At 40.2% G+C, this 14258-nt stretch carries 12 protein-coding genes; all 12 read right to left on the bottom strand.

From position 1 onward, the window contains the following. Window positions 1-736 precede the first annotated feature (736 nt). A complete protein-coding gene (locus NON16_RS20615) occupies window positions 737-1003 on the bottom strand; it encodes an RNA-binding S4 domain-containing protein (protein WP_257351304.1) in 267 nt (88 codons plus the stop codon). Then, the gene (locus tag NON16_RS20610; protein WP_257351303.1) at window positions 1004-1276 is read right to left on the bottom strand and encodes an HU family DNA-binding protein; all 273 of its coding nucleotides are present in this window, start codon (window positions 1274-1276) and stop codon (window positions 1004-1006) included. Between the two features lie 91 nt (window positions 1277-1367). Further along, window positions 1368-2861: a bifunctional methyltransferase/pyrophosphohydrolase YabN gene (gene yabN / locus NON16_RS20605; protein WP_257351302.1), complete on the bottom strand. Its 1494-nt coding sequence runs from the start codon at window positions 2859-2861 to the stop codon at window positions 1368-1370. Next, a complete protein-coding gene (locus tag NON16_RS20600; RefSeq protein ID WP_257351301.1) occupies window positions 2854-4479 on the bottom strand; it encodes a putative polysaccharide biosynthesis protein in 1626 nt (541 codons plus the stop codon). The genes yabN and NON16_RS20600 overlap by 8 nt, the downstream gene beginning before the upstream one ends. Before the next feature lie 164 nt (window positions 4480-4643). Beyond that, window positions 4644-5180: a stage V sporulation protein T gene (spoVT, locus tag NON16_RS20595; protein WP_257351300.1), complete on the bottom strand. Its 537-nt coding sequence runs from the start codon at window positions 5178-5180 to the stop codon at window positions 4644-4646. Between the two features lie 327 nt (window positions 5181-5507). Beyond that, window positions 5508-9041, bottom strand: a complete 3534-nt coding sequence (gene mfd, locus NON16_RS20590) for a transcription-repair coupling factor (protein WP_257351327.1) — start codon at window positions 9039-9041, stop codon at window positions 5508-5510. A gap of 105 nt (window positions 9042-9146) precedes the next feature. Next, window positions 9147-9377, bottom strand: a complete 231-nt coding sequence (gene fin, locus NON16_RS20585) for an anti-sigma-F factor Fin (protein ID WP_257351299.1) — start codon at window positions 9375-9377, stop codon at window positions 9147-9149. Window positions 9378-9436: 59 nt separating this feature from the next. Further along, window positions 9437-9997 carry an aminoacyl-tRNA hydrolase gene (gene pth / locus NON16_RS20580; protein ID WP_257351326.1) on the bottom strand — a complete coding sequence of 187 codons (561 nt, stop codon included), beginning with the start codon at window positions 9995-9997 and terminating at the stop codon, window positions 9437-9439. A 350-nt stretch (window positions 9998-10347) separates the two neighbouring features. Further along, window positions 10348-10989 (bottom strand): 50S ribosomal protein L25/general stress protein Ctc, encoded by a 642-nt coding sequence (locus NON16_RS20575; RefSeq protein ID WP_257351298.1) that lies wholly within the window; start codon window positions 10987-10989, stop codon window positions 10348-10350. 79 nt (window positions 10990-11068) lie between these two features. Further along, window positions 11069-12019: a ribose-phosphate diphosphokinase gene (locus NON16_RS20570; RefSeq protein WP_372508853.1), complete on the bottom strand. Its 951-nt coding sequence runs from the start codon at window positions 12017-12019 to the stop codon at window positions 11069-11071. Beyond that, window positions 12019-13413 (bottom strand): bifunctional UDP-N-acetylglucosamine diphosphorylase/glucosamine-1-phosphate N-acetyltransferase GlmU, encoded by a 1395-nt coding sequence (gene glmU / locus NON16_RS20565; protein ID WP_257351296.1) that lies wholly within the window; start codon window positions 13411-13413, stop codon window positions 12019-12021. The genes NON16_RS20570 and glmU overlap by 1 nt, the downstream gene beginning before the upstream one ends. 235 nt (window positions 13414-13648) lie before the next feature. Beyond that, on the bottom strand, window positions 13649-13939 hold the full coding sequence (gene spoVG / locus NON16_RS20560; RefSeq protein ID WP_221569249.1) for a septation regulator SpoVG: 291 nt from the start codon (window positions 13937-13939) through the stop codon (window positions 13649-13651). Window positions 13940-14258 lie beyond the last annotated feature (319 nt).

The following is a 14258-nucleotide window of genomic DNA, read 5'->3' as shown; positions in this document are numbered from 1 at the left end:
AGACTCCCCTCCTCATGGTTTGTACCAATGTATGAGACCCAAGGGGATTTTAGAACAAATACCGAAAGGCGGAACCGCCCTTAATCTATACAACAAAGTTTCATACTTTCTCACCTATAACCATCTAAGAACGAACGGATCGGCCATCGTGTGGAGATCCGTTCATTAGGATTTAAAATTTTTTCATCAGGGGGAAAGTGAAGTCGGGGCCATTTTACTGTGCGTGGTCGATATAATTCCATCCGTGATCGATTTAACAGGATTCGTGGTTGATATAACAGATTCCGTGCTTGATTTAATGTTTGGGGTGGAGGTTAAAGCTTATAAATCCCCTAAAAAGGCATCTCAACTCAAACGTTATTTGACTTTCCCGCCTAAATGGGTTGCAACGGATGAACTTTACATCGTTAAGTTGACGTTCCTTCGATTTATTTCTCTTAATAGTCCAATACGTCATCAATATGCCCACTACAAATCTCAAAAAGACAACACTTAAAGCGTCAAGCCAGTTCAACTTATGAATTCTGATACGATAAGAAAAGCGCAAGTGCCATGGGTAACCACGAAGGTCACTGGAAGGGGACTGAAGCGACCTCGAACACCTGGGCGCTGCAACTAGACACCGCATCTGTGCAGCAAAATTTTATACTTTCTCTCAAAAAAGACACCGGTTTTCCCGGTGTCTTCATAACCCCTTTTAATTCAATTTCCATTGTTACAAATATTCTGCGGGAAATTAATTTTCCTCTTGAGTGCGCGTCTCTTTGAGGATGGTATACATCCCGGCAGCATCCTCTTTTTTGGTTGTTTCTTTAAGTTGTTCAACCTTAACCGTTACGACTTTTTGCCCGAAACGAATTTGAAGTTCATCTCCGGGTTGAACAACGGAGGAGGCCTTACTGGCTGTCCCGTTAATTTGGATTCTTCCTTGATCAGAGATTTCCTTTGCAACTGTACGTCGTTTGATCAAGCGAGAAACCTTCAAAAATTTATCTAGACGCATTTATTTAACAGCTTCTTTCAGCTTGTTTCCTGCACGGAAAGCCGGAACAGTAGATGCTGGAATATCAATTGTTTCGCCAGTTTGAGGATTACGACCAGAACGGCTTGAGCGTTCTCTTGTTTCAAACGTACCAAATCCGACGAACTGAACCTTGTTCCCCTCTTTTAGAGTATCGGTAATTTCCGAAAGTACGCCATTTACAACTGTCTCTACATCTTTCTTTGTCATACCAGACTTCTCAGCGATATTATTAATCAAATCGTTTTTGTTCATTTGTATGTACCTCCTCTAGATTTCTTGCTTTGTTTGATAGACTGATTCGCATACGGAGCTGCGTCTCTGTCCATTCCACCGATAAATTTCTCTAAAAATCTGTAGATTCCTTCTTTTTGTGCAATTTTTTTGCTTCTTCCCAGTATACATCCATTTTTTCTAGTGATGCTTCTTCAATCGGAACCCCTTCTTTTTGCAATTCTTGTTCAATATAACGGAATCGACTGTAAAACTTACGGTTTGTACGTCCTAGAGCAAGCTCAGGATCAACATTATAATAACGAGCAAGGTTGACAAGTGCAAATAAACAGTCTCCAAACTCCGCTTCCATTCCGTCTACATCTTTATTATCCACAGCCTCTTGGAACTCTTGTAGTTCTTCCTGGATTTTTTGGTGGATCGGTTCTACCTTGTTCCAATCAAAACCTACTTTCGCTGCTTTCTGTTGCAGTTTATCCGCACGGGTTAACGCCGGAATGTTCGTATGGACAGAATCAAGGATCGATTTGCATTTTTCTTGATCATTTGAGGTTTGTTCGTTCTTTTTAATTTCATCCCATACTTCCTTTACTTCTTCAGCTGAGTTAAGCTTTTCGTCACCAAAGACGTGGGGATGGCGGCGAATCATTTTTTCAGTAATTGATTCAATAACATCACCGATATTAAAGTAACCTTCATCTTCGCCTATTTGGGCATGAAGCATAACCTGTAATAGAACATCACCGAGCTCTTCTATCAGGTGAAGATCATCTTGTTCTTCAATCGCCTCAATGACTTCATATGCTTCTTCAAGAAGATATTTCCGTAAGCTTTTATGTGTTTGTTTCCTATCCCACGGACAGCCGTCTGGTCCACGTAATATTTGAATGACGTTTCTTAGTCTTGTGAACTCTCGATTCAGAAGAGATTCCTCGTTTATTGGTGGTAAATAAAGAGCTGTTAAATTGTTTACTTCCACATGTCGATCAAGTTCATATAGAGGTACAGTTACTAGCGTTTCCTTCTTCGTCCCAGCTCCCATAACAACAGTAACCGGATATTCATCAGGGTAACGCTCCATTAGTAAGAGCTTTACATGAGAAGCCGTAAAAGAATCGTAAACCTGAGCAATAATAATATGCTGTTGTAAGTTCGGCTGATCAATAGCTAAAGATACGCCGTCTAAGAGCTGGAATCCATCAATTGGGTCGATTTGCAATGCTTGAAACATCCCGTCAAGAAAGCTTTGTCCGCCCTTCAGAACAACATCTACGTTATGATCGGGTTTTTCCTGTAAAAGCATTTGGACTGTCTGTTCCGCAACAAGTGGGTGTCCGGGTACTGCATACACGATGCTGTTCGTTTCCGATTCCATCCATAGTTGTTTTACAATTTCCCGGTACACACTGCTAAAGTCCGAGGAATTTTCATATAAATGATCAAAGCTCTTAAAGGTGACCCCCTCATTCTGGAGCTCGTTTATTACAGGATGCTCTTTTGTTCTTAGAAATAAATGATGCGTTTCTTTCAATTGCTTATAAACGCCAAGGGGCATCTGATCAAGATCTCCTGCACCAAGTCCGATCACCGTAATTGTATTATCCACTTTCTTCGCTCCTTTCTCTGTATAGCAAGCGTAACAATATTTGTCCCTTTGGAAGCATTTTAATTTCTTCCTCTTTCCAAACCTTTTGATACACAAGTGCTGCTACGAATACGATTGCTCCAATCAATACGCTCGACAGTGCCACGCATCCTGCATATATCCGATTTTCAATAGTGTAAATCTCCATTAAAAGCTCCTTCCACAAAAACGTAGCAAGTGCCATTAAAAGAAGGGCACGAATCACCTTCCAGCTATAGAAACGTTGGGCTTTAAACACGTCTGTCAAACGGTCGATTGTCACGATATTCAAAATCGTTACAAATGCGGCAGCTATAACAGTTGAGATTGCGCCTCCAACGATTCCAAATAACGGAAGCAAGATGGTATTCAGCAGTCCCTTAACGACCAATGCAATTAAAATAAACAACACAGGGTATCCGATCTTCCCAAGTCCTTGCAAAACGGCAGAGGATGTAATTGCAAGTGAACCAAATAAAATAGCTGCACTTAGAATCCCTAATGCAAAGGAACCACTCGTATCCTGATACAGGAACACATTTGTTGGGACGATGATTACTGCAAGTCCAACTGATGCAGCACCGCCAAAGATGAAGCTGAATTTAAGTGATATCCCAGTAAACTTTCTGATCTGCTCAATATGATGGCTTCGTTTTGCCCTTGCTATGAAAGGAATGAGCGGTAAAGCCATTGCTGTTGCTAGCACGGTCCCTAATTGCAGAAGAGGCTGTCCACGGTCGAAAATTCCCTTACTCACTTTCGCCTCCTGAATATCCATACCTGCTTCCGCTAGTGCGGGAACGACTTGAAACGCATCAATCAGTTGGAAAAGTGCAAGCAGCACAGTGGTTACACAGATTGCAAATCCTCCCTTAACGAGCACCCAAAGGATCGGTAACACCTTATGAACCGAGATTTGTATGTTAACTTGTTTACCACCCTGCTTCTTTATGTAGAACAACAGCACAATTACAGATGTGAAACTGCCAATTAATCCACCAAATATAGCAGCGCTTCCCACAGCATAATGGTCGAAACCTTGAGAAACTAACCATACTGTTAAAATTAAGATTAAACCCACACGTACAAGTTGCTCAATTACCTGCGAAACAGCAGTTGGCATCATTTCACCTTCCCCTTGAAAGTATCCACGAGTTATTGAAAGAAGGGGGACAAACAAGAAGGAGTACGATGCGATCTTTAATGGTGTAGCGAGCATTGGATCACGCATAAACTCGGCGATAACTGGAACAAAACTATATAGGATCAAAAATAAAATAATAAAGGCGAGGCTTAACCCTATAAACGAATGAGTCAAGATTCCTTTTACATCCTCACTCTCTTCTCGCTCTGACAGAATTTTTGAAAGCATTAACGGAAAGCCGTACATGCTCAGGGCAAAAGCAATTGCATAAAAAGGATAAACTTGCTGATATACATAAAGTCCGAGGTCGCCTGCAATATTCTGATACGGAATTCGATAGAAAGCACTTAATATCTTAACAATTAGAGCTGCACCCGAAACAATTAAGGTTCCTCTCCAAAATGATTTTTGTATTTCTGTATGATTCAGTTCAAACACCGCCTCAAAACTCGACAATAATAGCCACATTATACCATGAAATATAACCGAAAAAACTACGGGATAAACTAAGGGATGACTCATTAGATAAGAACTTAAAGGTTTTTATAGCACCTAATCAGAAAAAAATGATCCAAAAAGAGATCAATCGCTCCCTTTGGATCATTCTTCAAATGTTTCATCTACTGTTCCATTTGTTTTGCTAAAAATCCAGCAGCAGTTTCAGCTAGCTTTTGTTCAACTTCACCGACCTGCTTGTCCGTTTTTGAGAGCAACACAACTGCCCCAATCGGGTCACCGTTCGCTACAATGGGCGCGATGACATGTGATACAGATTCGCTATTACCATCAACCATTTCAACTGATATAGCCGGTGTTGAAATGACACTTTTTCGATCGTTCATTGAAGTTTCGATTACCTTTCCGATATTCTTGTTCAGGTAATCCTTCTTACCCCCACCGGTTACTGCGATAAATACATCTCGATCAGATATTAATGCGATATGCTTGGAATGCTCGTATAATGACTCTGCATATTCCTGTGCGAAATCTCCAAGTTCACTAATAGGAGAATACTTCTTTAAGATGACCTCCCCTTCTCGATCCACGAAGATTTCAAGCGGATCTCCCTCCCGTATCCGCAAGGTTCTCCGTATTTCCTTTGGGATGACGACCCTTCCAAGATCATCAATTCGACGTACGATACCTGTGGCTTTCATTCGTAGATGCCCTCACTTTCTATCGTTGCATTATTATGGAGAAACAATGGCATTTATGGTATTGCAGCAGAAAAATACCATTCATTTTCCTTTAGTATCCGTACGTTAAGCCAATCTATTCACAGAAAACGGAAATTTTCTCTAATATGGTGAAAAGTGCAAGCGCTGATGATTCTGCAACATAACACATTTTTTGTGTTTGTGAGGAACCAGCGACGATCTGCGCACCTGGGCGCTGGAGCTAGAAATCGCATCTATGCAGCAAATTTTTATACCTTTCTTTACTTGTAAGAAAAGCGCAAACATCACGGTACTTCCTTTAAACCTCTATGCTTGAATCGGTTCCTTTTTTGCGTTAGGAAATTCCTTTAAAACCCCTTCGATCACATCTAGAAGCTCTGCATCTGTTAATTGGCGTTGTTTAATCAGGACTTTGATTTGTTCTTTATCCATACCAAGATTAACATGGCGACCGATCTTGTTTACAATTTCAAACAACTTACTACCATCGATTCGTGCCGTTGCTTCTTTTGATAATAGAATTTGGATTTGCTGGTTTTTAACCTTTTCTAGCTTCTCTACTTTTTCGCTTTGTGCTCGCATCTTTATCCGCGAAACGGAAAATAAATGGGCAACCTGTTCTGGGTAGTCCCCAAAACGGTCTATCATCTCGTCTTTTAAATCCATAACATCCTCTAAGTTCTGTATTGCTTTAAAACGTTTGTACATATCTATCTTTTGTTTTTCATCACTTATATAGGATGTAGGGAGGTATGCATCTACTTCTAGGTCCATTTCTAATTGAATGGTTTCCTGTTTAGGTACATCACCTTTCCGTTCTTCAATCGCTTCTTTAAGCATTTGAGAATAAAGGTCAAATCCAACTGAATCGATAAATCCATGTTGTTGTGCTCCAAGAAGATTTCCTGCCCCTCGAATAGATAGGTCACGCATTGCAATTTTGAACCCAGAACCTAATTCTGTGAATTCTTTAATCGACTGCAACCGTTTTTCAGCCACTTCGGTAAGTACTTTATCGCGTTGATACATAAAGTAGGAATACGCAACTCGATTCGATCGGCCCACACGCCCTCGAAGCTGATACAACTGTGACAACCCCATTTTATCTGCGTCATGAACAATGAGGGTATTTACATTCGGAATATCCACCCCTGTTTCAATAATCGTCGTACTAACAAGAACATCGTAATTTCCCTCTAAAAAGTCAATCATGACAGCTTCAAGTTCATTTTCTCTCATTTGTCCATGAGCAAAGGCTACACGAGCATCTGGAACAAGCTGCGAAATTTGCTCAGCCATCCGTTGTATGGATCCGACTTTATTATATAAGAAATACACTTGACCGCCTCTTGAAAGTTCCCTTTCAATGGCCTCACGAATCATACTTCCACTATATTCAACTACATAAGTCTGCACAGGAAAGCGATTTTCAGGCGGAGTTTCGATTACAGAAAGGTCTCGAACCCCAAGCATCGACATATGGAGAGTACGCGGAATGGGTGTAGCCGTCAACGTAAGCACATCAACATTGGTCTTCATCCGCTTTATTTTTTCTTTATGAGTAACGCCGAATCGTTGTTCCTCATCAATGATTAATAACCCGAGCTCCCGAAATTGAATATCTTTGGACAGCAGGCGATGAGTCCCGATGACAATATCAACTGTTCCTTGTTTAAGCCCTTTCAATGTTTCTGTTTGTTCTTTGCGAGAACGGAATCGACTTAGAGAATTGATTGTAACTGGGAAGTCTGCGAAACGTTCTTGGAGAGTTTCGTAATGCTGTTGGGCAAGGATTGTCGTTGGAACAAGCAAAGCTACCTGTTTTCCATCGTGGACAGCTTTAAAGGCTGAACGAATGGCAACCTCGGTTTTTCCATATCCAACATCCCCGCATAGCAAGCGATCCATCGGTCGTTCTTTTTCCATATCTTCTTTAATTTCTTCAATGGCCCTTAACTGATCTTCTGTTTCTTCATATGGAAAAATACTTTCAAACTCTTGCTGCAGTCCACCGTCTCGTGAAAAGGCAAATCCTTTTGCTGCCTCACGTTCGGCATAAAGCTTAATCAAATCATCAGCAATATCCTGAACAGAGGATTGGACTTTACTTTTGACCTTCTTCCAATCATTTCCACCAAGCTTGTAGACTTTCGGTTCATTTGCTTCTGATCCGACATACTTTTGTACCTGGTCAATTTGTTCAACTGGAACGTAAAGCTTATCGTCACCTGCATATCTTAAGTGTAGGTAATCTTTATGGACTCCATTAATTTCAAGCGTTTCAATACCAAGGTACTTCCCAATCCCATGGTTAATATGAACGACATAGTCGCCAACCTTCAATTCAGAATAACTCTTAATTCGTTCAGCATTGGACATTTTTTGGGGCCGACGGGACTTCTGTGCCTTCTTGGTGAAAACCTCTTCCTCTGTTAACACAACAAGCTTTTGCATTGGGAGCTCAAATCCACCATTCAAGTCGCCAATCATAATATGGTTTTTCATTGGAGCAAGCGGTGTCTTACCTTCAACAACTTCCGCCCGAATACTGTAATCGGCTAACACTCGTTCTAACCTTTTCCCCCGCTCTTGGTTAGCTGCAAGAAATACAACAGAATCCTTGCTTTTATGCCAACGATCGATCTCTGTTTTAAGAACATTAAGCTGACCATGAAAATTTTGCATCGCTTTACAGCTCATATTAATAATATTTTGTGGGTTTGTATGTGGCGCATGTCTTAGAAAAAGGGATAAATAAACAAAACTCTTGTTGCTATGTTGTAACAACTCCTCATATTGATGGGACAAAGTTACACCAGACAGGATCTCGCCTTGATTAAGTAGCGCTATTTGCCATTCCGCTTCCTCTTTCTCCAACTGAGTAGAAGTTTCCTGGATACGGCTAATCTCGTCCATGATAACGACCGTTTTTTCAGGTAAATAATCTAGTAAACTAGCTGGTTCATCATAATAATAAGCAATGTATTTATAAGTCCCTTGAAATGTTTGTTTTTGTCTGAGTTGTTCAAGCTCGTAACCGATATGCTCAGAAAGCTTTTCCTTTACTCGTTCATCTTTTACCTTTTTTAAAGATTGAGCTAGGCCTTGTTCAACTTTTGTGATTCCATTTTGGAAATGCTCTTCATAGAGTAAAACCTCTGCTGCAGGACCAATAGAGATTTGATCCACCTGTTTCTCGGAGCGTTGTGTTTCCACATCAAAAGAACGAATGGAGTCCACTTCTGTATCAAAGAGCTCTATTCGTATAGGCTGAGGTTCTGTAAATGGAAAAATATCAAGGATCCCACCCCTCAAACTGAATTCTCCTTGTGAAGAAATCATATCTGACCGCTCATAGCCGATGGCAACCAATCTATCTTTCAGTTGACCCAGGTCGATATCTGTACCTACCTCGAAGGTAATCTGACTACTTTTCCAAACAGAGCGCGGAGGGATCATCCTTCTAAGCCCTGCGATTGGTGTTACAATTATTCCTTTCGTCTGTTTACTTAATTTATTTAACACATCGATCCGTTGAGACTTCAATTCAGGACTAGCAATCGCAATCTCTGCAGATGTTAATTCATTAACGGGATATAACGAAACATGATCCTCACCGACTAATGCAACAAGATCTTCATAAAGCTTTTGTGCTTGAAAAAGATTATGTGTCACAATTAATTGAGGTGATTGATTCGTATGATATAGGCAGGCCATCATCATTGTCCTTGCAGAACCTGATAAGCCTGAAACAAGTTGTTCCTTTAAACCTTCTTTCATCCCTGAAACAAGCGATTTGAAGTCGTCTTGTTCACAAAAGTGATGAAGCAAACCTTGCATCACATTCTCTCCTCCCCTTACAAAATCAACTATTTATTGTTTTGTACGTTTTGAAATTTTTTAAATCGTCAATACAAAAGGCCTTGGTTCCTCAACCAAAGCTCATTATTGAATAAATGTATCAAGTGCATGATAATCCGGGTGTTTTATTAGCATCTCATAACAATCCTCACATATGGACGTTACATGTAAATGTCCCTCTTCATCATATGATAAATATTCCTGTCGCTCAAGCTCAGAAAGATCTTCAAAACCCAAGTTTACTGTATTGACAGAGTCCACACCAATCTTCCCTATCGGAACATGACAGTGCTTACATTTGTAATAAATATTCAACAGCTGCTCCACCTCCACGACTCATTACTACCATTATGGTCGTGAAGTTCCATTTCTATTCAACCATTATACTTATTCATTACTTGTATAAACGGACTCTTTATCCACTCTTCACATGCTTTTGTTGAACGTTGCACTACTTCATCAATATGCGGCCTCTGGTCAGGACGGAACGCTTTTAGTACATAATCTGGGACTGCTTCGCCTCCCTCAGGTCTGCCAATGCCAATTCGAACCCTTTTGAAGTTCTGTATACCAAGATGTTGTATAATCGATTTCATCCCATTGTGTCCACCCGCGCTACCTTTTTCCCTTAACCGTAGCTTTCCAGGAACTAGATCTAGGTCATCATAAATGACTAAAAGATTATCAACTTCTACATTATAATAATTCATCAAAGGAATGACAGAGTCACCAGAACGGTTCATGTAGGTTAATGGCTTTAATAAGCATATTTTATGCCCATCAATGTTCCCTATGCCAAACAATCCATTAAACTTCTGCTTATTTAGCGGAATTGAAAGTTGCTCTGATAATTGATCGATCACTTTAAAACCAACATTATGTTTTGTGTTTTCAAATTTAGAACCTGGATTTCCAAGACCTACAATCACTTTCATATCCTCGAACCCTTCCTTTTTCCACCGCCGCAAAATTTTATTTAACATACTGTGATACTCCTTTAAAGTGTGTTCATTGAACATCCTTTTTAAATATAACCTTTAAGTGTCTGTTCAAAAAAGGAGGACAAACAGGGCCGAGAAGTTCGAGGCGCGGCAGTCACGAGGACCGGAACGTAGATCATTACTACGTGAGGACCGAAGTGACAACTCAACGAAGAAATTCGAAAGCAATGTTTCCCGGACTTTTTGAACATCCTCTTTTAGCACTAGTATGATGGAACGTACAAAAAGGCGCAACCCAAACGGCTACGCCCCTTATTTCTAAAAGTAATACTATTATAATACTCTTAATTCTGATCTTCTTCATCGTTATCGTCTTTATCACCTTGGTTGATGACCTCAGGTTCTTCATCTGTTTCCTCAGCTGCATCTTCCTCTGGTTCTTCAGTTGGTGGCGTAACGGAAACGACAACTTCTTCAGGGTCTGTCAAAATATTATATGAAGAGTTTTCAATTAGATCTGCAACAGTAAATGCATCTCCAACGTTAAGCTCTTCAATGTTTACTTCAAGTTCACTTGGTATCTCTGCTGGTAATGCACGTACATTAATATCATGTAGGAAGTGTTGAACAACTCCACCTTCCTTCACGCCTACAGATTCTCCAACCAGATGTACTGGAACATCTGCATCTGTTTCTTCATTTAGGTCAATTTCTCTGAAATCGGCATGGACAATCAAGTCTTTAAGGTGGTCCATCTGTACATCTTGCACCATAACAGAATGCTTATTGCTCTCAACAGTTAGTGTAATAACTCCATTGATTCCACCTTCACGTATTGTTTTCACAAAATCAATACGGTCTAATGTAATCGGTTGACTGCTACCATTTCCATAAAACACCGCCGGAAGCTGTCCTTGTTCACGAAGTTTTCTTGTAGTAGAACGAGTAAAGTCATCTCTTTTTTGTGCATTTAATTTTATAGCCATAACATAATCACCTTCCTGTATCGGTTGCTATTTATAAACTATACCCGAAAACAGAATGGTTCAAACATTGATGTAAGAATTAATCAAATAGCTTACTAACAGATTGTTGTTCATGGACACGAATAATCGCCTCACCAAGAAGTTGAGCTACTGAAAGCTGAGTTATTTTTTCACTCATTTTTTCTTCAGATAGGGAGATTGTGTTTGTTACAACGAGTTCTTTAATTTTAGAATTCTCAATACGCTCAATGGCTGGTCCAGACAATACTGGGTGGGTACAACACGCATAAACATCGGTTGCCCCACTTTCAATTAATGCATTCGCTGCAAGAGTAATTGTTCCAGCAGTATCGATAATATCATCAATTATGATTGCTGTTTTTCCTTCAATGTTACCTACAATATTCATAACCTCTGCAACATTCGGCCGAGGACGTCTTTTGTCGATAATCGCAATCGGTGCTTTAAGACGGTCAGCCATCTTTCTAGCACGTGTTACTCCACCGTGATCTGGTGAAACAACAACAATGTCATCTAAATGTTTGCCTTCAAAAAAGTTTGCTAGAATTGGAACACCTAGAAGTTGGTCCACAGGAATATCAAAGAATCCTTGAATCTGAGGTGCATGAAGATCCATTGTAATGACACGTGTTGCCCCTGCAGTTTCTAAAAGGTTTGCTACAAGCTTTGAGGTTATTGGCTCTCTAGATCGAGCTTTACGGTCCTGACGCGCATACCCGTAATAAGGGATTACAACATTGATCGTTTTTGCAGATGCCCGCTTCAGAGCATCAATCATAATGAGGAGCTCCATGATGTGTTCATTTACAGGACTTGAAGTAGATTGAATAATATACACTTCTCCGCCACGAATGCTTTCTTCAATGTTGATTTGAATCTCACCATCGCTGAACCTTGTAACAGAACATTTCCCCATATTCACACCAATATGTTCTGTTATTTCTTCTGCTAAACCTTCATTGGAGTTTAGGGTGAACACTTTTAGCTTGGAATCTTCATACTTGGTCATCAATCTTTCCTCCCGTGGTTGTTTTGTTTTTCTTGGATTCGCGCAACATAATTTTCTTTATTCGTTTGACGGGCACGCGCAATTGATAGTGCTTCACCCGGTACATTATCTGTTATCGTAGATCCAGCAGCTACATATGCATTTTTCCCTACGGTTACCGGTGCAATTAAGTTAGAATTACAACCGATAAATGCTCCGTCCTCTACTTTAGTGAGGTGCTTGTTCTTTCCATCGTAGTTGACGGTGATTGAACCGCAGCCGAGGTTAACATCTTGACCAATTTCTGCATCCCCGATGTAGCTTAAATGGGAGGCTTTGCTTCCATCACCCATTTTAGATTTCTTCACTTCAACAAAATTTCCGACTTTAATATTGTCTCCGAGCTCGGATTGTGGCCGAATATGGGCATACGGACCGATTACTGCTTGCTCGCCAATCCCACTATCACTTACCACGGATTGTCGAATGATTGTGTTATCACCAATCCTACTATTAATTATCTCAACGTTTGGACCGATTTCACAATTTGCACCAATCGTAGTAGACCCTGAGATTACCGTTCCGGGCTTAATAACTGTATCCTGCCCAATCTGTACGTCAGCACCAATGTACGTTTGTTTAGGATCTATTAATGTTACGCCATTTTTCATATGCGCCGTGTTAATTCGACTTTTCATAATTCGTTCCGCTTCCGATAGTGCAACACGATCATTGACTCCAATCGTTTCTTCAAAGGACGGAGTTTGATAGGCAGCAACCGTTTCTGCATTGTTTTTTACAATTTCAATGACATCCGGGAGGTAATATTCACCTTGTACATTGTTATTATTTACTCGCTTCAGTGCTTGAAATAGTGTTTTATTGTCAAAACAGTATGTTCCTGTATTAATTTCTTTTACTAAACGTTCTTTATCCGTAGCGTCTTTATGCTCTACGACCTTGGCAACCGTTCCATCGTCATTACGAAGAACCCTTCCATAACCTGAAGGATCTTCTGCATGGGCAGTTAGCAATGTTACCTTTGCATGTTCTTCCTCATGTTGTTTAATGAGCGCTTCTATTGTTTCAGCTGTAATAAGAGGGGTGTCCCCACACACAACTAGCGTCGTTCCATCTTGTTTCCCAAGCTGCTCCTCCGCTTGCATGACAGCATGTCCTGTCCCAAGCTGTTTTTCTTGAAGGACATAGTCAATCTTATCTCCAAGCTGAGATTTCACTAAATCTGCTCCATGACCAATTACTGTCACAATTTTATCCGCTTGGACTAGTTCAATTTGGTCAACTACATGCTGCACCATTGGCTTACCACACACAGGGTGCAGCACTTTATATAAATGGGATTTCATTCTAGTTCCTTGACCAGCGGCTAAAATCACCGCAAATCGATTCAACATAATAAACCTCCAATGCTCGGTTTGTTCTTATAAATATTTTGTCTTAAATCAGTGTTTGCTCTATTATTCCATTATGAATATATCTTAAAATTCTTGTTTATTCAAGGAATTCAGGCATTTGTCGCCAGATTGAAACATTCTAATATTTTCTATAAACGAGGAAATTTCCCTTTTTGTAGGCAATTAAGCAAAATAAAAGAACCTAATCGAATGATCAGGTTCTTAGTTGCGCGGTTTAGGATGCGCCTGCTTCTTCCAAAGCGGACTCCAGTTCACCTACACGATGGTATTCGGTCAATACTGCTGTCTGAATTTTTTCACGAGTATTAGAAGTTATTGGATGCGCAATATCCCGGAACTCTCCATCTGGTGTCCGTTTGCTTGGCATGGCAACAAACATTCCATTATTTCCATCAATCACCCGGATATCATGAACAACAAATTCATGATCGATGGTGATTGAAGCGATGGCTTTCATACGTCCATCTGTGTTCACTCGACGAAGCCTTACATCTGTTACTTCCATTTTGTAAAACACACCACCTTTTTTATAATACCAGCGTAATACGTAGTTTCTACACACTAGTAACATTTTCCTGCTCAAAATATAAAAAATAATTAAAATATTTTATATTTTGCAAAATAATGAAATTTTTGTCGGTTGGTGATGGTTTTGACGTCTATTATTTTAGGTGATCCAACTAGAAACAAAACAGCATCAACTAAGTGGTTATTTTCCTTCGCTTACAAATGAATGTTAAAGAAAAGCGCAAGCGCCCTGCTTAGCCACGAAGGTCACTGGAAGACCGACGAGGAGGCTGTTACCGCCACAGGAGGCCTGAAGT

This window comes from Pseudalkalibacillus decolorationis, assembly GCF_024609785.1.
Classification (GTDB): Bacteria; Bacillota; Bacilli; order Bacillales; family Fictibacillaceae; genus Pseudalkalibacillus; species Pseudalkalibacillus decolorationis.
The sequence above is the reverse complement of the archived record's forward strand: the minus strand, read 5'-3'. Positions and strand labels throughout refer to the sequence as shown.